This window comes from Paraburkholderia sp. Ac-20336 (genome assembly GCF_017105025.1).
Taxonomy (GTDB): domain Bacteria; phylum Pseudomonadota; class Gammaproteobacteria; order Burkholderiales; family Burkholderiaceae; genus Paraburkholderia.
Map to the genome: position 1 here is coordinate 1 of NZ_JAAGPS010000005.1, position 23725 is coordinate 23725.

28 protein-coding genes and 1 tRNA gene are annotated in these 23725 nt (G+C 61.6%); 11 read left to right on the forward strand and 18 right to left on the reverse strand.

Annotated elements, in window-relative coordinates; all coding sequences use genetic code 11:
- Window positions 1-213: 213 nt before the first annotated feature.
- Both GXB81_RS03405 and GXB81_RS03410 read left to right on the forward strand, forming a co-directional pair.
- Window positions 214-1230 carry a class 1 fructose-bisphosphatase gene (locus tag GXB81_RS03405; protein WP_167046742.1) on the forward strand — a complete coding sequence of 339 codons (1017 nt, stop codon included), beginning with the start codon at window positions 214-216 and terminating at the stop codon, window positions 1228-1230.
- Between the two features lie 74 nt (window positions 1231-1304).
- A tRNA-Thr gene (locus tag GXB81_RS03410) sits at window positions 1305-1380 on the forward strand.
- A gap of 6 nt (window positions 1381-1386) precedes the next feature.
- Here the strand turns inward: GXB81_RS03410 and GXB81_RS03415 are convergent.
- The 12 genes from GXB81_RS03415 to GXB81_RS03470 all read right to left on the reverse strand — a co-directional run bounded on the left by GXB81_RS03415 (window position 1387) and on the right by GXB81_RS03470 (window position 11037).
- On the reverse strand, window positions 1387-1878 hold the full coding sequence (locus tag GXB81_RS03415) for a hypothetical protein (RefSeq protein WP_205988380.1): 492 nt from the start codon (window positions 1876-1878) through the stop codon (window positions 1387-1389).
- The gene (locus GXB81_RS03420; RefSeq protein ID WP_205988381.1) at window positions 1878-2105 is read right to left on the reverse strand and encodes a hypothetical protein; all 228 of its coding nucleotides are present in this window, start codon (window positions 2103-2105) and stop codon (window positions 1878-1880) included. The genes GXB81_RS03415 and GXB81_RS03420 overlap by 1 nt, the downstream gene beginning before the upstream one ends.
- A gap of 1 nt (window position 2106) precedes the next feature.
- A complete protein-coding gene (locus GXB81_RS03425; protein ID WP_205988382.1) occupies window positions 2107-2508 on the reverse strand; it encodes a hypothetical protein in 402 nt (133 codons plus the stop codon).
- A gap of 87 nt (window positions 2509-2595) precedes the next feature.
- Entirely contained in the window at window positions 2596-2946 is a 351-nt protein-coding gene (locus tag GXB81_RS03430) for a hypothetical protein (protein WP_205988383.1), read from the reverse strand.
- 9 nt (window positions 2947-2955) lie between these two features.
- Window positions 2956-3444 (reverse strand): hypothetical protein, encoded by a 489-nt coding sequence (locus GXB81_RS31860; RefSeq protein WP_346777773.1) that lies wholly within the window; start codon window positions 3442-3444, stop codon window positions 2956-2958.
- A gap of 354 nt (window positions 3445-3798) precedes the next feature.
- Entirely contained in the window at window positions 3799-4350 is a 552-nt protein-coding gene (locus tag GXB81_RS03440; RefSeq protein ID WP_205988384.1) for a hypothetical protein, read from the reverse strand.
- A gap of 87 nt (window positions 4351-4437) precedes the next feature.
- A complete protein-coding gene (locus GXB81_RS03445; protein ID WP_167046590.1) occupies window positions 4438-5472 on the reverse strand; it encodes a D-cysteine desulfhydrase in 1035 nt (344 codons plus the stop codon).
- Between the two features lie 11 nt (window positions 5473-5483).
- A complete protein-coding gene (locus tag GXB81_RS03450; protein ID WP_205988385.1) occupies window positions 5484-6236 on the reverse strand; it encodes an amino acid racemase in 753 nt (250 codons plus the stop codon).
- A 45-nt stretch (window positions 6237-6281) separates the two neighbouring features.
- A complete protein-coding gene (locus GXB81_RS03455) occupies window positions 6282-7394 on the reverse strand; it encodes a porin (protein ID WP_205988386.1) in 1113 nt (370 codons plus the stop codon).
- Window positions 7395-7551: 157 nt separating this feature from the next.
- Window positions 7552-8451, reverse strand: coding sequence for a polysaccharide deacetylase (locus GXB81_RS03460; protein WP_241016220.1), 900 nt, complete (start codon window positions 8449-8451; stop codon window positions 7552-7554).
- A gap of 80 nt (window positions 8452-8531) precedes the next feature.
- Window positions 8532-9848 (reverse strand): MFS transporter, encoded by a 1317-nt coding sequence (locus tag GXB81_RS03465; RefSeq protein WP_167046580.1) that lies wholly within the window; start codon window positions 9846-9848, stop codon window positions 8532-8534.
- Window positions 9849-9897: 49 nt separating this feature from the next.
- Entirely contained in the window at window positions 9898-11037 is a 1140-nt protein-coding gene (locus tag GXB81_RS03470) for a M20 family metallopeptidase (RefSeq protein WP_167046577.1), read from the reverse strand.
- Between the two features lie 154 nt (window positions 11038-11191).
- Between GXB81_RS03470 and GXB81_RS03475 the strand changes: the two genes are divergently transcribed.
- Window positions 11192-12124, forward strand: coding sequence for a LysR family transcriptional regulator (locus GXB81_RS03475; protein WP_167046575.1), 933 nt, complete (start codon window positions 11192-11194; stop codon window positions 12122-12124).
- Window positions 12125-12266: 142 nt separating this feature from the next.
- Here the strand turns inward: GXB81_RS03475 and GXB81_RS03480 are convergent, their stop codons facing one another.
- The 3 genes from GXB81_RS03480 to GXB81_RS03490 all read right to left on the reverse strand — a co-directional run bounded on the left by GXB81_RS03480 (window position 12267) and on the right by GXB81_RS03490 (window position 14627).
- A complete protein-coding gene (locus GXB81_RS03480) occupies window positions 12267-12974 on the reverse strand; it encodes an alpha/beta fold hydrolase (RefSeq protein ID WP_205988387.1) in 708 nt (235 codons plus the stop codon).
- Between the two features lie 55 nt (window positions 12975-13029).
- Window positions 13030-13908 carry a DMT family transporter gene (locus tag GXB81_RS03485; protein ID WP_205988388.1) on the reverse strand — a complete coding sequence of 293 codons (879 nt, stop codon included), beginning with the start codon at window positions 13906-13908 and terminating at the stop codon, window positions 13030-13032.
- Window positions 13909-13973: 65 nt separating this feature from the next.
- A complete protein-coding gene (locus tag GXB81_RS03490) occupies window positions 13974-14627 on the reverse strand; it encodes a TetR/AcrR family transcriptional regulator (RefSeq protein WP_241016221.1) in 654 nt (217 codons plus the stop codon).
- Window positions 14628-14857: 230 nt separating this feature from the next.
- Between GXB81_RS03490 and GXB81_RS03495 the strand changes: the two genes are divergently transcribed.
- The 5 genes from GXB81_RS03495 to GXB81_RS03515 all read left to right on the forward strand — a co-directional run bounded on the left by GXB81_RS03495 (window position 14858) and on the right by GXB81_RS03515 (window position 18569).
- Window positions 14858-15439, forward strand: coding sequence for a TetR/AcrR family transcriptional regulator (locus tag GXB81_RS03495; RefSeq protein ID WP_167046563.1), 582 nt, complete (start codon window positions 14858-14860; stop codon window positions 15437-15439).
- Between the two features lie 98 nt (window positions 15440-15537).
- Window positions 15538-16041 (forward strand): hypothetical protein, encoded by a 504-nt coding sequence (locus GXB81_RS03500; RefSeq protein ID WP_167046562.1) that lies wholly within the window; start codon window positions 15538-15540, stop codon window positions 16039-16041.
- Between the two features lie 118 nt (window positions 16042-16159).
- Window positions 16160-16795 carry a hypothetical protein gene (locus GXB81_RS03505; protein WP_205988389.1) on the forward strand — a complete coding sequence of 212 codons (636 nt, stop codon included), beginning with the start codon at window positions 16160-16162 and terminating at the stop codon, window positions 16793-16795.
- A gap of 56 nt (window positions 16796-16851) precedes the next feature.
- Complete coding sequence (locus GXB81_RS03510; protein ID WP_241016222.1) at window positions 16852-17718, forward strand: cytochrome b/b6 domain-containing protein; 867 nt, start codon at window positions 16852-16854, stop codon at window positions 17716-17718.
- Window positions 17715-18569, forward strand: a complete 855-nt coding sequence (locus GXB81_RS03515; RefSeq protein ID WP_205988390.1) for a molybdopterin-dependent oxidoreductase — start codon at window positions 17715-17717, stop codon at window positions 18567-18569. The genes GXB81_RS03510 and GXB81_RS03515 overlap by 4 nt, the downstream gene beginning before the upstream one ends.
- Here the strand turns inward: GXB81_RS03515 and GXB81_RS03520 are convergent.
- Complete coding sequence (locus GXB81_RS03520; protein ID WP_167281559.1) at window positions 18535-19125, reverse strand: HD domain-containing protein; 591 nt, start codon at window positions 19123-19125, stop codon at window positions 18535-18537. The two genes, GXB81_RS03515 and GXB81_RS03520, sit on opposite strands and share 35 nt — an antisense overlap.
- Before the next feature lie 53 nt (window positions 19126-19178).
- Complete coding sequence (locus GXB81_RS03525) at window positions 19179-20126, reverse strand: AraC family transcriptional regulator (RefSeq protein ID WP_240159173.1); 948 nt, start codon at window positions 20124-20126, stop codon at window positions 19179-19181.
- Between the two features lie 195 nt (window positions 20127-20321).
- Here GXB81_RS03525 and GXB81_RS03530 point away from each other — a divergent pair, with 195 nt between their 5' ends.
- Together GXB81_RS03530 and GXB81_RS03535 are read left to right on the forward strand one after the other, a co-directional pair.
- The gene (locus GXB81_RS03530) at window positions 20322-21065 is read left to right on the forward strand and encodes an SDR family oxidoreductase (RefSeq protein WP_167046548.1); all 744 of its coding nucleotides are present in this window, start codon (window positions 20322-20324) and stop codon (window positions 21063-21065) included.
- Window positions 21066-21096: 31 nt separating this feature from the next.
- The gene (locus GXB81_RS03535; RefSeq protein ID WP_205988391.1) at window positions 21097-21864 is read left to right on the forward strand and encodes an SDR family oxidoreductase; all 768 of its coding nucleotides are present in this window, start codon (window positions 21097-21099) and stop codon (window positions 21862-21864) included.
- A 31-nt stretch (window positions 21865-21895) separates the two neighbouring features.
- On the opposite strand, the gene GXB81_RS03540 is transcribed toward GXB81_RS03535, so the two are convergent.
- On the reverse strand, window positions 21896-22201 hold the full coding sequence (locus tag GXB81_RS03540) for a hypothetical protein (RefSeq protein WP_167281563.1): 306 nt from the start codon (window positions 22199-22201) through the stop codon (window positions 21896-21898).
- 77 nt (window positions 22202-22278) lie between these two features.
- On the opposite strand from GXB81_RS03540, the gene GXB81_RS03545 reads away from it, so the two are divergent.
- Window positions 22279-23121: an alpha/beta hydrolase gene (locus GXB81_RS03545; RefSeq protein ID WP_241016223.1), complete on the forward strand. Its 843-nt coding sequence runs from the start codon at window positions 22279-22281 to the stop codon at window positions 23119-23121.
- Window positions 23122-23725 lie beyond the last annotated feature (604 nt).

The window sequence follows — 23725 nt, forward strand, 5'->3', positions numbered from 1 at the left end:
CCACGCGCGGGCCGCGGCGCTCGCGGCGAGCGTCAGCGGCAACGCCGCCGGCAAGGCGCGCCGCAAGGGCTGAAGGCTGCCGCGCCATACGTGCGGCAAACGATGCCACGCCGCACCACACGGCGTCGCACGCCTCAGCACAGCAAATGCATGGAGCCGACACAACGAACGGTTAAAATCCCGATATTCCTCTAGCCTCCCCGGAGTACAGCAATGTCTTTGCAACGTCGTACCACTCTCACGAAGTACCTGATCGAGCAGCAGCGCGAAACCAACAACCTGCCTGCCGACCTGCGCCTCCTGATCGAAGTCGTTGCGCGTGCCTGCAAGGCGATCAGCTACCACGTCAGCAAAGGCGCGCTCGGCGATGCGCTCGGCTCGGCGGGCAGCGAAAACGTCCAGGGCGAGGTGCAGAAGAAGCTCGACATCCTCTCGAACGAAATCCTGCTCGAAGCCAACGAATGGGGCGGCAACCTGGCTGGCATGGCGTCCGAGGAAATGGAGCAGTTCTTCCCGATCCCGGCCAACTATCCGAAGGGCGAATACCTGCTCGTGTTCGATCCGCTCGACGGCTCGTCGAACATCGACGTCAACGTGTCGATCGGCACGATCTTCTCGGTACTGCGCTGCCCGGACGGCCATCAGGCCACCGAGCAGTCGTTCCTGCAACCGGGCACGCAGCAGGTCGCCGCGGGCTATGCGGTGTACGGCCCGCAAACCGTGCTCGTGCTGACCACCGGCAACGGCGTGAACTGCTTCACGCTCGATCGCGAACTCGGCTCGTGGGTGCTCACGCAAAGCGACATGCGCATTCCGGTCGAAACGCGCGAGTACGCGATTAACGCCTCGAACGAGCGTCACTGGTATCCGCCGGTTCAGCAGTACATCGGCGAACTGAAGGCCGGCAAGGAAGGTTCGCGCCAGGCCGACTTCAACATGCGCTGGATCGCATCGATGGTCGCCGACGTGCATCGTATCCTCAATCGCGGCGGCGTCTTCATGTACCCGGCCGACAAGCGCACGCCGGACAAGCCGGGCAAATTGCGTCTGATGTACGAAGCGAATCCGATGGCGTTCATCGTCGAGCAAGCCGGCGGCGCCGCGACCAATGGCGAAAAGCGCATCCTCGACATTCAGCCGAAGAGCCTGCATGAGCGCGTCGCGGTGTTCCTCGGTTCGAAGAACGAGGTCGATCGCGTGACCCGCTATCACCTCGAAGCGAAAAAGTGATCTCGAAATAAAAAAATGCGCCGAGGGGCTTGCCAAAGCACCAAAGTAATCCCTATAATCTCGCTTCTCCTGATGCCGGAATAGCTCAGACGGTAGAGCAGCGCATTCGTAATGCGAAGGTCGGGGGTTCGATTCCTCTTTCCGGCACCAACAGATTCAAGCACTTAGCCCAGCCCTAACCGGCTGGGCTTTTTGCTTTCTGAATCCGTGTAAGGGCCGGTGTAAGTGATTTTTCGCTATGTTTTGCACCGACCCACACAGGCGGCACGACGGGGCGGATTTCAGGTCACGCGCCCCTTCCGCCTGACCGGTTTCCCATACGCCGCTTGCTTCTTCGCCGACCGCTTGCACTTCGGCTTCGGTCAGGTCGGTAAAGCGGCGCAGTTCGCCCCCGGCGCGCACCAGCAGATAGACCGCGATCATCAGCAACGTCCCGACCACGGACCGGTCATCCGGTCGACAGTAGTCGAGTTCGGTCATCCGCTCCCGGCTCGCGTGACGCAAGATCAGGCTTGACACGCTCGTATGCACCTGCGCGCAAAGCACCCGATACCACGTATAGGCTTCGCCCAAACCCGCCCGCTTCAGCGACCATGGCGGCGGCATGGATCGGCTTGTGCATTCGAGCGATGCTCTATCGATATTCATCAATCTCGACCGTGCCACCCATCGCTTCCATCATCGCCGTGATCCCCCACATCGTCGGACAGCAATTCGGAAAGTTCGTCCGGGCGGAGCGCCCGCATCGCCTTCTCGATTTTCCTGTCATATTTGCGATCGTTCGGGTCAAGCCCGCCAGGGCGTGCCTTGCGCGCGTACTTCTGTACGAAGCAACCAAGTTCGCCAGCCAGGCGCGCGCGCTTTGTGATTCGCATCTCAATCGAATGATTGCGGCACAATCCGGCCACCTTCAATCACAAGATGCCGCGCATCGCGTTTTTTCTCGAAGAACCGCCAGTCCTCATCGTCCCCCGCTCCGTTCGTTGCTACGATCAAACGGAACGATTGCGACAGAGAAATGACCAGGCCGCATTCCGAGTTGGCCGATATACCTTCGACAATGACCGGGGCAAGTCGAGCTAACGCTTCTCTCAGAGAAATTACAAACGCGTTGACTTCCTCATCAAAACCCACCAGGGATTTTTCAGTCGGGATACTTTTTCCCGCCTTACTCAAGGTCCAGGCGCACTGAATATGCAAAGCCCATGCGCTGACTTGCCTGGGTACGCCATAGAAGTTTCTCTCCTCATGCTTCGGTCCAAAACCCAAGATGAGCATATCCGCTGCGCGACTAATGCCAGTCCACTGCAAAACCTTTTAGCACGGACAAACGCCATTCTATTTCTATGGCAGGGACTCTCATACTCATGCCGCAATAACCTCTAACGTTTCAAACTCGATAACAAGTTCTGCGCCACAGGTTGAGAAAAGCTGCGCAATTTTGCAAGGTTGTCTATCCGTCCAATGTTGGGACTTGGCGAGTACCAGTTGCGCTTTCTCATAACGCGGAGTTCCCGGTTCCAGTACTTTAATCTCGTATACGATGTTCTGTAGCCCGAGATCTTCGAGTACACACCGGTTCATCCCCACGAAAGATACGGACGCGCGCTGGTCTTGCAGGTACATACCAAGTGTTAGTGTTTCGCGTTCTTTTGATACATGAAGCGTGTCCATATACCAGTCATGAAAATACTCAAAATCTTTCAAATTATCCATATCGCAATATTAATAAGGGAGAATTGACACGGCATTCCCAAGGTCACGACTCCGGCCATCCCAATTGTGCGAATGCGGCGCACCAAAACCATGGTCGTGATCAAAATCAATATCAACGGCAGCGTTGCCGTTGGCATCATACAGCCGCAATTGCCCACTTCCAGATGGATTCTCGACCCACGTATTAGGCGGGCCGTTCTCAATTGGCATACCGCCATAGGTTTCAGCATCGCCGTTAGGCGCGTCAAGCGGCTTGTACCCGAACGGCTGTGCATTGCCGAGGTGCTGCGGCGGGGTTCGTGAGCGTCCGCGACAATCGCACGTCCATGCGATGCCCAAGGCTTCGGCCATCTCGTAACCGGTTGGCAGCGAGCGCAGCCGGTCAAACGGAAAGAACTCGCCGGTCTCGACGTTATAAGCCCGTGCCGATGGCATCGGCGGGAAATTGGAATAGATCGAATAGATAATGCGACAACCCAGACACTCTTTCTGGTCCAACCGATCCGCCCACCGTTTTCCTGTTTCATTTGCTCCATTTTTCAGGCCTGGTTGAAAACGTTCACCGTAAGCGCGCGGGCCGGTCGCGCGCTATCAGATAACTCCGAATTTGCCAGCTGAAGGGCTAACCCCTGATGGAGAACATGCAAAGGCAAACCAACGTGTACAACGATGGCCGCGCACCGCCTTCTTCGCTTCGGATAGCGAGCGGCCCGGTTCGACAATCGTGTGTGCGCAACAGACCGAAAAAAAGCCCGCGCAAGGCGGGCATGAGAGCAGTCGCAATGCGTTACCTGGGCGCGTGTCGACCACCTGTGACGATCCTACGCCAATTCGATGCGTGTGCAACGGTGCTCAGGGCTCGCGTATGAAGTCACCATCAGGAGCACCCACGCGCTCAAGCTGCTCGCGCACGAGGTCTGTGAGCACACGTAACGCGGCATCCGGGTCCACACCCAGGCGTGCCGCGAGAATCGGCGCGATACGCGCGGGCCAGTTGAGCCACGCATCACGCGCGCCTCTTGCCTCTTCGAAGAGCACACGGCGCGCGACATCGATTGCCACCACCGTGCCCGCACGCTGTTCGTACTCAAGCTGTCGAAGGCCCGCGAGTGCGTGCTCTTTCGCAAGCGTGATCCGCGCGAATTCCGTGGCCGTGCTCGGCGCAGCACCACCGGGGCGCTTGAGCGGCCTGCCCGGTTTGCGCTTCGGCGTGCCATCGGCGTTGATCTCGGTTTGCGGCAACTCGCTTTTTTTCTTTGGCACTGGCGCGCCTTTTTTTTCCGGCAGTGGTGTGCCACTTCGTGCGCGCGAGCTTCGGATTCGTAATGCAAAGGTCGGGGGGTCGATTTCTCTTTCCTGAATTTCAAGCAGTTCCGAGATGTTCCTGAAACCCGCGATAGCCAAAGCTTCGCGGGTTTTTTGTTGTCTACTCAGGGATTCACATACCGCGCCTCGACGCGAGCGAACCTCCCTGCGCTGTACCGTTGCACGTTACGCCGACGTACGCGTATCGGTAGCAGGCGCCAGCTGACTCGCAAACGGTTCGAGATAGCCGAACAGTGCGGCGCTACCACCCGTGTGCACGAATACGACGTTTTCGTCGCGGTCGAAGTGCCCCTTGCGAATCAGGTCGATCAGTCCGGCCATGCCCTTCCCCGAATAAACCGGATCGAGCAGGATGCCTTCGGTCTGTGCGACCAGCGTGACCGCTTCGATCATGCCCGGTGTCGGCAGACCGTAGCCGTCCCCGACGTAGTCGCAGTTCGCAATCACGCGCTCGCGCTTAACGGCATCCGGCATGCCAAGCTGCGCCGCCGTTTCGCACGCGAGACGGTAGACGCTGGCCTCCTGCGCCTCCTTCGGCGCGCGCACACCGATGCCGAGCACGCCGATTCCGCTATTCATGCCGTCGAACCCGGTGACGAGTCCGGCCTGCGTACCGGCGCTGCCGGTCGCATGCACCACGCGATGCACGACCAGATTCTGCTGATTGGCCTGGACCAGGATTTCCATCGCGCAATTGACATAGCCGAGCGCACCGATCCGGTTCGAACCGCCGCCGGGAATCACGTACGGTTTGCCGCCGGCCGCCCGAACTTCGTCGGCAACCGCCTGCATCGCCGCATTCATGTCGGTGCCGGCCGCGTACGTGCGCGTCGGCGCGCCCATGAGCCGTTCGAGGAATACGTTGCCGGAATACAGGTAGTTGCTGTCGCGATTGCCGGTCCGGTCTTCGAGCAGGATGATGCAGCGCAGCCCCAGCCGCGCCGCCGCCGCCGCGGTCTGCCGCGCATGGTTCGACTGCGTCGCGCCCTGCGTGATGACGGTGTCGGCTTGCTGCGCGAGCGCGTCGGCCATCAGGAATTCGAGTTTGCGGGTCTTGTTGCCGCCGGTCGCCAGCCCGGTGCAGTCATCGCGCTTGATATACAGCCTGGGACCCTTGAGTAAGGCGCTCAGGCGCGGCATGGGTTCGAGCGGCGTGTTCAGATGTCCGAGCGATAGGCGAGGAAACTTCGAGAGATGCATAGCAGACCTTGTCAATGGGAGTGAATCGGAAGAACGGGAAGTGCCTCGGCAACGCGCGCGTAACGTACGCAGCGCTGCGCGAGATTCGAGGTCGCATCGAGCACAGGGCACGGCGCGTCATGTTCGGATAGCGCGAGCGGCACTTCCGTGCAGCCCGAGACGATCGCCTCCGCGCCGGCGTCCGCGAGACTCGTCGCGAGAGCACGCATGCCGGCGCGAACCTCGTCGGACACCTCGCCTCGCTTGATGCGATAGATCAGCTGCATGAACGTCTCCTGGCAAGCCGGCGCGAGAACCAGCGCTTCGCGTCCCCGCGCGGCGAAAGCACGCTGATACAGTTGCGCGTCGACGCAACCGCGCGTTGCCAGTACTCCGATGCGTTTCGCAGTCGGCCAGCGCCGGCTGCATGCGTCGCCGGCTTCTTCGACCATGCTGACGAACGGCACCGTCAGCGCCGCCCGAATGTCGGCCTCGTACGCGTGCGCGGTGTTGCAGGCCATCACGACAAAGTCGGCCCCCGAGCGTACGAGACCGGCCGCCATCCCGGCAAGCGCCGGGCCCGGAGAAGGCCCGGCGCCGGCGAGCGCGACGTTGCGATCCGGTACCTTAGGATTGCAGTCGATCAGTATTCGCAGATGCTCCTGTTCGCACTCGACCGGAGTCGCCGCGATCAGTTTCTGCAGGAAGTCCGCCGTGGCCTGAGGCCCCATGCCACCGAGCACGCCGACGACGAGTTCGCGCGGTCTGCAAGACGTATCGCTCATGAGTTGTGCCTTGGTACAGGAACGAGTCAATGCGTGAAGCCTCGTTCAGAACGAATGGAAAATGCCGAGCTCCGTACCGAACTGCTTTTGTCCCGGCAACGTATAGCTACCCGAATCGACCGCGAGGTTGCTATTGGCTGAGTTATGCACGTAACTCATGTTCCAGTACAGCATCGTTCGCTTCGAGAGATTGTATTTGACCTCGGTGACCGCGCTGAACGGCTTGACGTCCTTTCCCGGCACGATGGTCTGATAGAGCGCGCCGACGAGCGCCCATTGCGGGCCGAGGCGCTGGCGAAACCCGGTCCAGAACAGATTGGCATTCAGGGATTGACGGGCGTAGTCGGATTTCAGAAGGCGGTAGCCCGCGTACAGGGTGGTGTCGTGGAAGTGATAGCTTCCAGCGGCGATGAATCGGCGGGCCCGGTCGGACGACGTCGACGGCGCCGCCGTCAGGGACGTCGCCACGGCCGTGAGACCCGCTCCGGACGCAGACAGCGGGCCGCGCAAATTGTCGTATAACAGCTCGTAGCCGAAGGCCGGGCCGCTGTAGTGCAGCGCGAGAGCAAGGTCTTTCGCGTTCGCCGACGCGCCTGCGGTGCCGCCGATCGGCGCGGCCAGTGTGTCGACGCCGAGGCTATAGAATGCATCGAAGGTGAACGATCCGAATGCGCGCTGGTAGCGGATCGAGTTGTCGCCGCGCGCGGAGAGACCCGGGTCCTGGGTCGGCAGCGAATACAGGGCATACGAAGCGGGGTCGAACAGGTTGCCCATCTGGTACATCGGATTGTAGGCACGGCCGATCCACAACTGGTTCCCATGGCCACGAAACCCGACTGTCGCCTGGCGTCCGAACAACCGTCCGTTCAGCGCGAGCGCACCTGTGTTAGGCGTAATGCCCGCCTCCAGCGTAAACGTCGTGTAATAGCCGCTGCCTATATCCTCGACGCCGAGTATTCCCCAGCGCGAGGCCTGAATGTTGCCCGACGACGCCACCAGCGCGGAATGACTCGTCTTGTTCGCGTTCGTCAGGTATTCGATACCCGTGTCCAATAAGCCGTACATCGTCACGCTCGACTGCGCGTGAGCCGTCGTCGCGCACACGGCGAGCTGGTACGTCAGCGTGCCGAATATCATTTTCCAGGCTAGAGTTCTCATGACCTTTCTTTATTTATTAAGAATGCTAATTGAGAATCCGATACAAACGGCACGCGGGTGCATTGGCTCCGGCATTGCGCCTATGTGATGAAAAAACTCTGCTGGCGCTTGCGCCAATCCTCGCGCAAGCGTCGTGAAAAAGCCGTGTCAATCGGTATCAATCGGCGTGCTCGCTGACCCATTGCGCAAGGTCGCGATGGGTCGTGAACCAGACGTCCGGGCGGCTCTTCGCCAGGCGCACGATCTCTTCCAGAATCCAGATGCGCGAGCGATGCCCGATCACGTGCGGATGCAGCGTCAATTGAAATAGCCCGCCTTCCGCATACGCGGCTTCGAATTCGCGTATGAAGATATCGAGCACTGCGGCCGGCGGCGTGTACGGGCGCAGCGACGAAAAGCGGTTCATCGCGAGGTAGGGAGAATCGTCGCGAATCCATTCGACGGGAATTTCGACGATGCCGGTCGGCTGCCCGCCTCCCACGAGTTCGTAGCAGTCGTCGTCGCCCATGAGCGAGGAGTCGTACAGCAGGCCCATTTCGGCGATGATGGCGAGCGTGTGATCGCTGAAATCCCATGACGGTGTGCGCAAACCGACCGGCCGCTCGCCGCAGATCGCCGTGAGCGTGTCGCTGGCACGCAGATAGAGCTCGCGTTCCGCTGCGGCGGGCAGCATCGAGTTCAGTTCGTGAATCCAGCCGTGCATTGCAATCTCGTGGCCGGCGCCGCACAGCGCGCGCTGTTCGTCCGGATGAAGCAAGGCCGATACCGCCGGCACGAAGAAGGTCGCCGGTACGTCATGGCGGCGCAGGATGTCGGCGATTCGTGGAATACCGGCGCGGCTGCTGTACTGGCCCGCCGACAGCCGGCTGATCGATCGGCCGCCGTCGCGCAGGTCGCTGGTTTCGTGATCGGAGTCGAACGACACGGCGAACGCGCAGCGCGCGCCGTTCTTCCATGTTCCCGGCTTCAGCGGCCGGCCGGCGCGTACCCGGTCGACCAGCATTTGCCACTGGGTGTCCGGCCATTGCCACGGCTCTTGATTCGATGTGCTATTCAAAAATACTCTCCAACGGGTTGACGGACATTGCGCCCGACGATGACAGGAAAGCCCACTGCAAGCGCAGTCTCGAAACGGTGTTACTTCAATGCGGTATGCGCGGTTTCGGGCAGGTGCCACAACGTCAAGCCGGACAATAGAGCGGCGGCGATCACGCAGAACACGGGGGAAATCGGCGAACCGGTGTGCTGGATCAGAAGCGTCGCGGCAAAAGGCGCGAAACCGCCGAACACCGCAACGCCAACGCTGTAGCCGACCGACATGCCGACCGCGCGTTCGCGCGCCGGGAATATCTCCGCGATCGCAGCCGGCGCGGGGCCGGAGTACATCGCCAGCACGATGCCGAACAGTATCTGCACGCCGATGACCGTGCCGAACGACACGCCGGACAACAGCAGACGGGCGAGCGGGTATGGCAACACCACGAGCAGCGCGCAGCAACCGAGCAGCAGCGGCCGGCGGCCGATGCGGTCCGACAGTGCGCCCGTCAATGGAATGAGCAGGATCATCACGACGAGGCCGATGCTGTCGGACCACAACGCTTCGGTGCGCGAAAGATGCGCGTAGCGGGTCAGATAGGTCGGCATATAGTGCAGCAGGATGTAATGCGACGTGACCCAGACCACGGTGAAGCCGATGGCCTGCGCGATCTTGCGTAACGCATGGCCCGGCGCATGCGGGTCGGCCGGTTGCTTCAGTTCGGCCGGCAGATGCTCGGCAACGTTGCGGCGCAGATAGAAGCCGATCGGCCCGATCAGTCCGCCAAAAAGGAACAGCATCCGCCAGCCCCAGCTTTCGAACGCGGCCGACGATAGCGCGCTGCTGAGCGACGCCGCAACCGCGGAGCCGAGCAAGGTGCCGGTCACCGTCGTGACCTGCGCGAAACTCGCGATCAGCCCGCGCTTGCCGTTGGGCGCCCATTCGACGAGGAACGTATTCGCGCTGCCCCACTCGCCGCCGGCACTGAATCCTTGCAGCAGACGCGCGAACAGCATCGCAAGCGAGGCGAACGCGCCGATCGCCTCATACGACGGAATGATGCCGATCGCGATCGTACTCACGGCCATCAGCATGATCGTCAGCGTCAGCGCGCTCTTGCGGCCGTGGCGGTCGGCGATGCGGCCGAAGCAGAAGCCGCCGAGCGGACGCATCAGAAACCCGACGCCAAAGATGGCGAACGTGCCGAGCAGCGCGGAGAGCTCGTCGACCTTCGGAAAATATTGGCGCGCAAGAATCGGCGCCACGAAGGCATAGACCGAAAAGTCGTACCACTCGAGCACGTTGCCGATCGCCGCCGCGCCGACGGCAGCCAGCGCATTGTCCGCCGGTTGCCGCTTGCCGCCGGCGACAGGTGCCGATTCGTCCGACTGATGAATGACCAACGTCTGCTTGTTCATGGCGAGGCTGTCTGATTGAAAGGCTCGGATGGATGGGTTGCGCGGTGGCTCATTCAAGCGCCGCGAGCAGCCTCGTCCAGAAATCGAGGCGCGGCAGTACGCTGGATGCCAGGAAGTACTCGTTCAAGGTGTGCGCGCCCGCGCCATCGACGCCGAGGCCGTCGAGCGTCGGCACGCCGAGCGCAGCGGTGAAATTGCCGTCGCTGGCGCCGCCGGTCTGCGGCACGTCGAGCAGGTCGAAACCGGCCGCGCGCGCATGTTGCTGCGCGATCTGCAACAGCGCGGCGGTGGCGGCGCTCTTTTCGTACGGCGGCCGCGTCAACTGCACATCGACGTCGAGCGTAAAGTCGCCACTCGATGCGCGCTGCCCGCGCAGCGCGGCCAGCATCCGCTCCGCTTCGGCCATGCTTGCGACGCGAAAATCGACGCGTATCGCGCATTCCTCCGCGACGACGTTGGCGCCGGTGCCGCCTTCGATGGTTCCGACGTTGAGCGTGGTGCCGACCGAATAGTCGGTCAGGTTCGAGAGCACGGCGACGTGGCGCGCCATTTCGACGATCGCGTTGCGGCCGCGCTCGTGATCGATACCCGCATGGGCCGCGCGGCCCGTCACCTTGAGCCGGGCCCGGCCCACGCCCTTGCGGCTCGTGACGCAGCGGCCGCCACTGCGCGCCGGCTCGCAAACGAGCGCGTAACGCGCATGCTGCGCGAAACCGGTTGTCACCGGGCGGGATTGCAGGCTGCTCGCTTCCTCGTCCGGAATGAACAGCATGTCGACCGGCAGTCGTGCGCGGCGTTGATGAGCCACCGTCGCAAGGGCGCGCAAGGCGAGATACGCGCCGGCCTTCATGTCGTAGCCGCCGGGACCATAGACGCGATCGCCGTCGATACGGTACGGATTGCGTTCGAGCGTGCCGTGCGGGTGAACGGTGTCGACGTGCGTCAGCACGAGGATGCCGGCGCGCGTATCGCCGGGGGCGCGACTCGATACGACGAGCACCGGCGCCGCGCTTGCCGAAGGCAGCGGAATCCAGCGCGTCGCGAGACCCGCGCGCTGCGCGTGCATGGCGATATTGCGTTGCAGCAGCTCTACGGCGGCGGCGTCCCCGGACGGCGATTCGTGGCGTACCCACGCGCCGATATCGTCGAGCAGCGCGTCGAGCCTTGTCGGCTGGCAAAGCAGGTTCATGTCACCTCGAGGTCGAAGGGCTGGCGCCGATGCGAGAGGAGCAGCGCGGGAATGAACCGATTATTGGGCGGTGACCGGGCTCGAACAACGAGATCAAAAATAACTGCCGAATAAATATTGTTTATGTTTCAATCCGACCGGAAAAGGAAAGCCGATGAGACATAACGACCTGAACCTGCTCGTGTATCTGGATCTGCTGGTGAGGCACGGCAGCGCGACGCGTGTCGCGGAAGTGCTCGGCGTGAGCCAGCCCGCCGTGAGCGCGGCGGTGCGCCGGCTGCGTTCGATGACGGAACATCCCCTGTTCGTTCGCACCGGACGCGAACTCGCGCCGACGGCCTACGCGCTGTCGTTGCAGCAGCAGTTCGCACCGCTCTTGCGGCAGTGGCGCGAACTGACGGACCGCGACGGCGATTTTTCTCCGGGCGTATCCGACCGGTGCTTTTCCATTCTCGCGTCGGACTACACGCAGTATCTGTTTCTGCCGCTGCTCGCGCGCCGCCTCGCGACAGAAGCGCCGAACGTGTCGCTGCGCGTCATTCCGTCAAATCCGTATCGCGGCGTGCAATTGATCGAGCAGCAACAGGTCGACCTCGGGATTGGCTACTACCGGAACGTTCATCCTCAGTTGCGGCTGTGTCCGGTGCTGGAGGAGCAGGCAGTCTGTGTGCTCGCGCGTTCGCATCCGGCACTCGACTGCTTCGACGAGCACGCGTATGCGAGCGCCAGCCATATCGCGATTACCGTCGAAAACGCGGCCTATAACGCGACGCTTGATCGTGCGCTGGCCGCGCACAAGATCCGGCGGCGGATCGCAATCTCGATGCCCAGTTACGTATCGGCCGCGCACGTGGTGGAGGAGACCGAGTACGTGGCAACGCTTCCGCGCAGCATCGCGGAATTTGCGGCGAAGACCGCCGCCATCGAGATTCGCCCGTGCGCGATCGAACTGCCGCCGCTGGACCTGTCGATGCTGTTCCACGTCAACTCGGAAGCGGACGCCGCGAGTCAGTGGTTTCAGCGCGTGGTGCTCGAATGCGCGGAGGTGATTGCGTCGAGCTGGGCGACCTCTGCCGCAAAGGGATAGGCATGAATCGCGCGTTTCAGCGTGGGTTGCCGCGCAGCGCGGCGGCTGACGGCTGGCGGCTTCGGGCCGCCGCTGCGTCAACGGGCTGAATCCGCGGTCAATAGCCGCCTTGCAGAAAGGCGGCCATCCGGACAGCTAAACGTCAATACGTCGCTTCAGCCAGGAGTAACTCGGCGAGGTCGGCCGGGCAATCCAGCATGATCGAATGCCCGCACGGTATTTCGTGGACCTTCCATCGCGGCGCATGCTTCAGCCTGGCATGGGTTTCGACGAACCAATCCCCACCGTTCCTCGTCGCGAACACGTAAGTGCGATTGGCAACGGGCACCGAATCCACTCCCTCCTTGACGCCTTGAACGAACGTGGCAAGCGGCTGCGGTCCAGACATCCTGTCGACCCAGGCGGCGTCTGCTTCGTTCACGTTGAACAGGGCCGCGGGAATAGGCGGAATCATGCCGTCGTTCCGGCCCGCCTGCGCCAGAAAAGCCAGCGCGGTGTCGGCACCGGTGATGTCGACGAGCGACTGCCCGTCGGCCGGCGCATAAGCGTCGAGATAGAACAGTGTGCGGATGCGTTCCCCGACTTCGTGCGCCACGCCGGTGATGACCAGTCCGCCATACGAGTGGCCGCACAATATGGCGTCAGTCAGGTCCTCGTACTCGAAAACGTTGACGACATCCTGAATGTGCGTGTCCAGGTTGATGGCCCGATCAGCCAGGTGAGAACGTTCTCCGAGGCCGGTCAGCGTGGGCGTGTAGACATCGTGTCCCGCCTCGCGCAGCCGGCGGGCGACTCTCGCGTAAACCCAGCCGCCCTGAAAGGCGCCATGAACCAGAACGAATTTCGCCATAACTAAGTGTTCCTTTGATTTGCCGTAAAAAATGCATCGTGCCGTCGCGAGCGATTCACCGCGTCCCGTTTCCTGTACGGAACCGCGCGGAGATCGGCCATTGACTGAGTGCGACTCCCGAGACGCAAATGATGGCGCCCAGCATCAGCGCCGGCGTAATGGGTTCATGCCTGAAGACAACGCCCGCGCTAATGGCGAAAAATGATTGAAGCAAGGCATAGGGCGCGACCCGGGCCATCGAGAACCGCCCGATAAGCCAGAACCAGGTGATGAAGGCGGCGATCCCGCCGAGCATGACGGTAAAGGCGAAAGCCAGCCACTCTGAACTCGAAGCCCTCTGCAGCGCGGCAATCTGACCGCCCTCCACGATCAGCGAAAGTCCCAGCAGCTGGAATGCCGTGAAGAACGACATCCAGGCAAAGAGCTTCACCGGATCGAACGGGCCGAATTTTTTGGCGAGTACATTGCCGATCGCCAATCCGAGCGCCGACCCGATCACGAAGAGCGTCGGAATGGCCGAGACCTTCAACCTGGGATCGACGATCGAAAGCGCCACGCCACATAGTGCGATACCGACGCCGAACACCATTCGGGCAGAGGGTTTCTCGCCCAGCATGGGCCAGGCAAGCATCAGGGTGAACGGGGTCCACAACTGGTTGGCAATCCCGGCGACACCAGCCGGCGATCTGGTGAGTCCCACGAAGGCGCAGGCGAAGTTCACCCCGCCCATGAAGCAGGAAATCAGGAAGATCGGTCGAATCTCCGGCCCGCGAATACGCCCCACGAAAGGGATAAGAATCGCGGCAATCACGGCAAACCGCAGGCCGGCGAAGAATAACGGCGGCAGCACCGTGAGCCCCGCCTTGATGACGGCATACTGCAATCCCCACAGCAAAGGAACCAGCAGGGCCGCGGCGATATGAATAGCTTTCATTGATAAATAAACCAATCAGTCCAAAAATCGACGCGCGAAAATGCGTCGTGCCTTGTCTTCCGTATTCAAGCCGTCAGGCTGCTGATCAGTGCCTGCACGGCATCCTTTGCCCTGTCGGGTTTGAAGCCGATCTTGCGAACGACACGAAGGCCTTCGAGAAAGCAAACGAGCACGTGAGCCGCCGCCGCGGGGTCGACGTTCCTCGCCAGATCCCCTTCTTTCTGGGCGCGTTTCAAGGCTTTGACCAACCGCGCCTCCATGGCGCTCCAAAAATGAGCGATCCGGCTCGCAACCTCTTCGTCATGTGCCGCTAATTCCATGGCCGTCGCCACGACGAGGCAGCCGCGCTTGCCGGCGGCGCCCGCCGTGCGCGCAACATAACCATTCATGCATGCCTTGAGCCCCGCCAGGGCTTTCTGGCCTGAGGCAAATTCATCGTCGAGGCGCTTGAGTGCCTGGACGATGTAGCGATCGAGGGCGAGCAGGAAAAGGCCGTGCTTGTCGCCAAAGGCTGCGTACAGGCTTCCTCGGGAGAGCCCAGTGACGTCCAGCAGGTCCGGCAAGGAGGTGCCCTGATAGCCCTTCGTCCAGAAAATCTGCATTGCGTGCTCGATAGTCTGGTCGAGGTCGAACTCGCGAGGACGTCCTCGCTGCCGGTCGGCGGTGGCATGTGGATTAGGCATGGCATATTTATAAACCAGATGGTCCAAAATAGTCAAGATTCCAGCCCAGTCATCTTTACCGCCATGAATCCATGGCCAGGACGAACGTACTGCCCGCATGCGGACAGCACCATCAGGCGTCCCGGATTAAAAATGTCTGCGGAAAGTCTTGACGCGAAACCAACCAACTAGTAGATTGCAATCCATTGCAGACGACAACGATCCTGTCGTATCGAACCGGGTGAATGTTGTCTCACGCGTCTATTCAGCCAATCGAGTCAATACTCATGAGTGTGGAACTGTCTCCCCGCGCCACCGAAATTGCCGAGCATACCAAGCTCCTGCTCGCCGCCGGCGGTTACAACGGGTTCAGCTATGCCGATCTGTCCGAGCGGGTCAATATCAGCAAGGCCAGCATCCATCATCATTTTCCGAGCAAGGCCGACCTCGTTCTGACCGTGGTCGCACAACACCGCGAGCAGGCCCGGGAAGGTTTGGCCGCCATGCAGCGGCAACTCGATGATCCGCTCGCGCAACTGACGGCCTACACCGACTACTGGGCGCAATGCATACGCGAAGGCACATCGTCCATGTGCATTTGCGCCATGCTGGCAGCCGAATCACCGATGATCCCGCAAGAGATTGCAGACGAAGTGCACGGCTATTTCGAAGACCTGACCACGTGGATCGCGACGGTTCTGAAGAAGGGCGCGGCAAAGTCGCAATTCCATTTGCGCGACAGCGCTCGCGTCGAAGCTCAAACGTTTATGTCCACCGTGCATGGCGCAATGTTGACGGCGCGAGCATTGGGCAATCCGGAATCGTTCCGTGCCATTTCGCGCTCGGCCATTGGCCGACTGACTGCGTAAAACCGATCGCCTTACTGGACTGGCGAACCAGTAAGGCGATCATTTTTTTGACCACCCAACCAATCAACTAGTTGGTTGCTTTTCGGAGCTACCGTCTTATGCCCCACCCTATTTCCACTTTGGGCGCTTGCCATACCATCGTCAGCCTGGTTCCGTTTGTTGCGGGACTCTATAGCTTCGTCCGCTATCACGGCATCGATAGCACCAGGCAGTCGGGACGGATTTATCTCGGCGGACTGGTCGTGTCGGTGCTTACCTCGTTCGGGCTATCCAGCACCGGCGGCTTCAACGCCGGCCATGCCCTGGGTATTCTGGCGCTCCTCGCAATAGGCGCCGCGCTACTGATTCCACGGATATCCATTCTGGGGCGCGCGCGAGCCTATCTATCCCAGTTCGGCTTCACATTCAGCTTCTTCCTGCTGCTGGTCCCCGGGATCAACGAGACGCTGACGCGGCTGCCCGTTGCCCATCCCCTCGCGGAAGGTCCCGCCTCTCCCCTTGTGCGCAGCACGCTGGCGGCGTGGCTCGGCATCTTCGTGGTGGGAGCGGCGTTGCAATACTGGTGGATGCGCTCGCAACGCGGGCGTGTGCAAGCTGCTTAGGATCGCTATGCACTGATTCGTCACTTTCGGAAGTTGCCCGGCGCGGCTTTCGACGGTTTTCTTCGTTCACGCGCCATGTATCGGTAACGCGATGCTTATATCACCCAGGAGAATCAAGATGGATATTGCACGACTTCGCCAACTTCTCGCCCGCAACCTGACCGGTGTCGTACTCGCGACCAGCGGCCTGGCCGCTGCCACTGCCGCTCACGCGGCGGACCAGGCGGTTCGTGTGCGGGGTACGGTCGTCTCGTTAGCGGGCGACCAGCTTCAGGTGAAATCACGCGACGGCCAAGCGCTCACGGTGAAGCTCAAGGACGGCTGGCGAGCATCGGCAGTCGTGAAAGCCCGTATCGGCGACATCAAGCCGGGCGATTTTGTCGGTATTGCATCGTTGCCCAAATCCGAAGGCGGCGACGGCGCCCTGGAAGTGCTGATTTTCCCGCCGGCATTGAAGGGGACCGGAGAAGGCAGTTATGGCTGGGACCTGAAACCCAATAGCACGATGACCAACGCGACCGTGGGAGACGCGGTCAAGTCGGTGGACGGCAGCACCGTGACCGTCAACTATCACGGCCAGGAAAAGAAGATCTCCATTCCGAACGGTACGCCTGTCGTGACATTGGCGCCCGCCACACCCGACGACGTGAAACCCGGCACGGCGGTATTTATCCCCGCACAGCAAGAGGCAAACGGCGCGCTGAGCTCGGGTCAACTGATCGTGGGCAAGAACGGCGTCGTGCCGCCGATGTAATGTAGCGACCACCATGACCGGCTGGTGTTATCCGCCAGCCGGTACGAGGCTTTTCAATGAACACCCCTGATTCAACGCATGCGCGGGCACCGCTTCCCCGCCCGACGCGCCGCCGGTTTATCCGGCGACATTCAGCGACAGTGCGCATCACGCACTGGATCAATGTGCTGTGCCTTTCCGTCATGTTGATGAGTGGGCTGCAAATCTTCAATGCGCACCCCAGACTGTATTGGGGCAAATATGGCGCGGATACCGACCATGCATTCATTGTCATCGGGTCGCGGAAACAGGCAGACGGTTTGCACGGTTTTTTGCGCATCGGTTCGCTGAGTATCGGGACGACAGGCCTTCTCGGTGTTTCCCAGGAAGGCAATGCAGTCGTGCCGCGAGCATTTCCTTCCTGGCTCACGATTCCTTCTTACTACGATCTCGGCGCAGCCCGGAATTGGCACTTTCTGTTTGGATGGCTGCTGGTTATCAATGGCGCGATCTATCTCGCGCACGGCTTCTGGCGTGGCCATATTCGCCGCGATCTATTGCCGGATCGAGACCAGCTCGCACCGCGGCATGTGTGGCGCGAAGTACTGGATCACGCGCGCCTTCGTTTCGCCAAAGGCGATGAGGCACGACGCTACAACGCCCTGCAAAAGATCACCTATCTGCTCGTGGCACTCGTGCTGCTGCCGTTGATGGTGTTGACCGGATTGACGATGTCGCCGGGTATGGACGCCGTCTTTCCATTCCTGCCCGACCTGTTCGGCGGCCGCCCTTCGGCGCGTACGTTGCACTTCATCACGGCGTCCTTGCTCGTGCTGTTTGTCGTCGTCCATGTGTTGATGGTCGTCCTGTCCGGCTTCTGGAACAACTTGCGTTCGATGATCGACGGGCGTTATGCGATCGACCACTCGGGAGAGGCACGATGAAATCAGGGTTTTCGCGACGGCGCATGCTGGCAGGCTTGATATCCGGTGCCGGCGCGGTTCTGCTTGCCGGATGCGATCGAGCAACGCAAAGTACCGGGTTCGGCGCCTTGCTGCGCAATAGCGAGAGGCTGACGATGGAGAGCCAGCGCTTGCTGCTCGGCCGTCAATCGCTGGCTCCGGAATACAGCGTGGCCGACTTGTCGCCCGTGTTCCGCGCCAATGGCACTCAAGCCCCCGACTCCGAGGAGTACAACCAGCTGCTCGAGAACGGCTTCGCCGACTGGCGATTGCAGGTGGATGGGCTCGTACAGCAACCGCTCAGCCTGTCGCTTGACGAACTGAAGCGTCTGCCATCGCGCACGCAGATTACCCGGCACGATTGTGTCGAGGGGTGGAGCGCAATTGGCCAATGGCAAGGCGTGCCGCTCGGGCGAATACTGGATCTCGCGCGCCTGAAGCCCGGTGCGCGCTATGTCGTATTCCACTGCGCGGACGAACTGGAGGTCACGTTCGACGGCAGCGGCCGCTATTACGAAAGCATCGATCTGCTCGATGCTTATCGCCCTCAAACCCTTCTCGCCTATGCGATGAACGGCAAGGCTCTGCCGGTGGCGCATGGCGCGCCGCTGCGGCTGAGAGTCGAAAGACAACTCGGCTACAAGCAGGCGAAGTACCTGATGCGGATCGAAGTCGTCCCGGCATTCGATACCTTGTGGGGTGGCCGGGGGGCTATTGGGAAGATCGGGGCTACGACTGGTACGCGGGCATTTGACGCCGTACGCACAAACGTACGACGAGTCTATGGCGAATCGCGAACTACACCGCTTGCCCGTTCCGGAAATGCTCGATGACCCATCGCTCGCATGCCGCCCACAGATCGGGCGCCCCGGCTTCGATCACCGGGCCATAGCGGGAGAGCACCTGATCGAGCGAGACGTCGTTCTCCGTCCAGGTGCCGCCGCCGGTCGCGAGGTTGACGAGCAAGGGCTGGAAGCGATCAAGCGCTTTGGCGAACTTCGCGTCCGCGGTCTGCGCAAGCTCGAATTCCTGCCACAGGCCGAGAAGCTCGCTACCTTGCGGCTGCGGCAGCAGCCCGAACAATCGCACCGCCGCCTTCGACTCCTGTTCGGCCTGCAACTCGCGCGACGTGCCGCCATGGATCGGAAAATCGCCGACGTCGATCTCGACGATGTCATGCAGCAGAAGCATCTGGATGACCCGAGTCGCATCCACGGTCTCGCCAGCATGCTCGCTCAGTATCAGCGCGTACATCGCGAGGTGCCAGGAGTGCTCGGCGGAATTCTCTTTCCTGCTGCGGTCCAGCAATGGGGATTGCCGTATGACGGACTTCAGTCGATCGATTTCCTTCAGGAATGCCAGTTGTTTATCCAGCGTGCTCGTCTGCATCGTTTCTCCTTGGGAAGCGGTGGGCCCGGTGCCGTTGCGCTAATGGGGCACGGCTAATGGGTCGCCGCTATTGCGTCGAGTTGCGCGGGCGCCATCAGCGCGAAAGCCGAGCGCATTTCGCGCGCCTCCTCGCCGGGACTGCGGCCAAAGAGCCGCTTGAACTCGCGGTTGAACTGCGATGCGCTTTCGTAGCCGACGCGCACGGCTGCTGCCGCCGCGGTGAGGTCGTCGCGGATCATCAGCAACCGTGCCTGATGCAGCCGTACCGACTTGATGTACTGGATCGGCGAGGTGGCGGTCACGGTCTTGAAGTGGGCATGGAAGGCCGGGATGCTCAGGTCCGCCTCGCGCGCCAGCGATCCGACGTCCAGCGCCTGGGCGTAATCGCTATGGATACGGCGCAGGGCGCGCGAGATCCGGCCGAAGTTGCCCTGGCTGGCCAGCGCCGCCCTGATCGCTCCGCCGCGCGGACCCATCAGAACGCGAAAGCACAGTTCCCGCACGATGGCCGGACCCAACACGCGGGCTTCGATCGGCGAGGTCAATGCCTTGAGCAGGCGCACGGTCGTATCGGCCAGCGCGGTGTCCAGCGGGGTGGAAATAATGCCGACGGGCGTGGTGGCCGGCGCGCAGGCGTGATGCTCCACCTCGATGACCAGATCGGCCACGGCGGTCATGTCCAGCCGTACGGAGACGGCGAGCAAGGGCTCCCTGGGGCTGGCATCGGTTTCGGTCGAAAACGGCAGCGGCACCGAGAGCACCAGGTAGTGCTGGGCATCGTAGCGATAGAGCTGATCGGCCAGATAGCCGCGCTTGCTGCCCTGGCAAACGATCACGATGCTCGGCTCATACAGCACCGGCGTGCGCCCCAGCGGCCGATCCGCCCGCATCAGGCGTACGCCGTCCAGCAGCGAACGGGTATGCCCTTCCTGCGGGGCGAGCTGCCGGATCAGTGCGGCCATCTCGGCCTGCCGGGATGTGTCAGGACGCGGCTTGCTCATGAAGCGAGTTATTCCTCAAATACGAATAAGCTACATTTTTTCATCAACGAAGTGGTTTTCATAGATGAGAAATAGGAATAGGCAACGACGCGATAGGCTTGCGTCTAGTCCGGGGGACGCGTCCTCTCTACGATTTCACCTTGTTCATTCCCCGCCACGGCTTTATTCGCTCGCACTGGGCAACAAGGAGAAAAGATGGAATCGACTACGTCGAATACAAGCAAGGTCATCGTGTTGACGGGCGCCAGCAGCGGCATTGGCGAGGCCACGGTCCGGCATCTGGCGCAGATGGGCCACCACCTGGTCATCGGGGCGCGCCGTATCGACCGCCTCACGGCCCTGCAGGAAGAACTGCGCGCTCAGGGCGCCAGTGTGGATGCGATCGCGCTCGACGTCACCCGGCTCGAAGACCTTCAGCAGATCGCCGCGTTCGCCCACAAGCGCTACGGCCGCATCGACGTGCTGATCAACAACGCGGGCGTCATGCCGCTGTCGCCGCTGGCCGCGCTGAAGGTCGACGAATGGAACCGTACGCTCGACGTCAACGTGCGCGGCGTATTGAACGGCATCGCCGCCGTCCTGCCCGTGATGCAGGCACAGGGGTACGGCCACATCGTCAACGTTGCCTCGATCGGCGCGCATGCGGTCACGCCGACCGCCGCCGTCTACTGCGCCAGCAAATACGCGGTACGCGCCCTCTCCGACGGGCTGCGCCAGGAGACGGATTCGCTTCGCGTGACCGTCGTCAGCCCCGGCGTTGTCGAGTCGGAGCTGGCCGATCACATCACCGACGAAACGGCACGCTCGGCCATGCGCGAGTTTCGCCGCATTGCCCTGCCGCCGCAGGCCGTGGCGCAAGCCATCGGTTATGCGATCGCGCAGCCGGACGGCGTGGACGTCAGCGAAATCATCGTGCGGCCCACTGCAAGCCCGTATTGATCCCACGCAATCATTCTCTTAAGGAATCCCTATGTCTTACGTCACTTCATCCTCTCACGACGCGCCGTTTGCCGGACGCGTCGCCATCGTCACCGGCGCAGCCAGCGGTATCGGTCTCGCCACGGTCGAGCTGCTGCATCGCCAGGGCGCGCGCGTAGTCGCCGTGGACCTGAGCGAGAACGTCAATGCCCTCGCGCGCGACGGCATCGCGCCGCTGGTCGCGGACATCGCGCAGGAAGCCAGCGCCACGCTGGCCGTGCAAACAGCCCTGGAGCAGTTCGGCCGGCTGGACATTCTCGTCAACAACGCCGGGATCATCACCAGCAAGCCGGTGGTCGAGATGCGCCTCGAGGACTGGAACCAGATACTGGCGGTCAACGCCACCGGCGCGTTCCTGTTCTCCCGCGAAGCCATGCGGCCGATGATGGCGGCCGGGTCCGGAGCCATCGTCAATATCGGCTCCTATGCCTGCTACCAGTCGTTCCCCAACATTGCCGCCTATGCGGCGTCCAAGGGCGCGCTGGCTCAACTCACGCGCACGCTCGCGCTGGAAGCCATCGGCCACGGCATCCGCGTCAATGCGGTCGGCTCCGGCGATGCCATCACCAACATCACCAATGCCATTCAGCCGGACGGGCCGGCCTATCTGGCCGAGCACGGCCGCAAAGCGCCGATCGGGCGGGCGGCCCGCCCCGAAGAGATCGCGGAAGTCGTGGCCTTCCTCGCATCGGAGCGCGCCAGCTACATGGTCGGTTCGGTCATCATGGCCGACGGCGGCATGAGCGTCGCCATCCCGTAACGCCATGCACAGGGAGTATCAGGACAGGCACTCACCAACCCATTCGAGGGTCTGGTTCAGCACGGAAGCCGCACGCGGCATCGGCCGCTCCCTCGCCCACCAAACGCTCGCCGACGGCGACGCCGTGGCTGCGCCCCCGCGCACGCCCGGCGGCCTGCGCGAGGCCTTCAACGAAAACCATGCGCGCCTGCTGGCATTGGAATGCCGATCTGGACGCATGGCGAGTCGCTCTCAACGCCGCCGCTTTCATCGACTGATTTCGCCGGTACGCGAATGCTGGAAAAAACGGTTGATCCTCCACCTGGGCGATGGCCGTTTCAATTTGTCGAACCGTCACGCACTTTCCCCATGCCCCTACCCACACTCAGAAACAAGAACCCGAAAATGAAAACGCATTCCCGGAAGCAAGGGTTGATGTCCACGCTGGCTGCCGTTGCGCTGCTTGCCGCCACCCATGCCGCTTTGGCCGTCGAGCGCTGGCAGACGCTGCCGCATACGCCGACGCCGCCGCACTATGATCGCTCGTCCCGTACCGAGCTTCGTGGCATCAGGCTTTACAACGCGGAGGTGGGACACGGCCGCCCGGTCATTCTGCTTCATGGCGGCCTGGCAAATTCCGATTGGTGGGCCCTTCAGGTCAAAGCGCTACGCGTGAATCATCGCGTCATCGTGGTCGATTCGCGCGGCCATGGCCGCAGCACGCGCGATACGACGCCGTACAGCTATGACCTGATGGCCGACGACGTCATCGCGCTGATGGACAAGCTCCGGATCAGGCAGGCCGACATCGTCGGCTGGAGCGACGGCGCCATTCAGGCTCTCGACATGGCCATGCGCCATCCGGATCGGGTGGGCAAGATCGTCGCGTTCGGCGCCAACACCAACACCGACGGCACGCGTCCGGACGCCGACAAGAACCCGACTTTCGCGGCGTTCATCGATCGCACCGGCAAGGAGTACGCGAAGCTGTCCCCCACACCGAACCAATACCAGGATTTTCTCGCCCAGATCGGCAATATGTGGGCGGCCCAGCCCAACTGGACGGACGACCAGCTCCGGTCGATCAGGTCCGAGGTGCTCGTGATGGACGGCGATCATGACGAAGCCATCAAGCGCAGCCACACGGAATATATGGCGAGAACGATTCCGCATGCACGCCTGACGATCCTGCCTGACGCCAGCCACTTCGCGTTTATTCAGGCTCCGGAGGCGTTCAACGAGGCCATCCTGAACTTCCTGGACGACGATAAGCAATAAACCCACTTGCTGGCGATCCGCACACGGTTCGCCAGCAAGTGGGCGTCACCTTCCGCATGCTCTCCGACGCGTTCCATCGTTTTTTTGAATTCAGGCAAGTGCGGCTAGGACCATCCGGAATGCTCTGTCGTCGAATGCGGATGTTTTGGCACAAAGTGCGGCCATGGGTTTGTTACCCAACCTTCAACGGTTAATTCCCGCATGAAAATCATTAAAAGGCGTGCGCAACGTCAACGAGGCGAGTGAATCTGTCGTTTACAAAAAATCAGGCCGGAAATCGTTCAACGGGTAAATAGCGAACGCTCGGCCTTACAGGCAGAAAATCTTGCCGATGTGGCGCCGCACAAACATTGTCATGATTGATTCACATAAAAACGTTAAGGCGGCGCACGAATTGCGCGGACTGCGGACGGGAAGGCAGGGCCCGGTACAGATGGGCATGACGGGGAGGAGCCGGCTAATTCAGATTTCGCACCGGAAAATGCAGACCGGCAATGGATGCGATAGTCAGACGATAAATTTTATTCAAACCCTCTGTTCAAGTGTTGGCTTGTGCCGTTAAAGCAACAGAGAACAGGTGACGTGCATCGGACGCTGGTGCGAT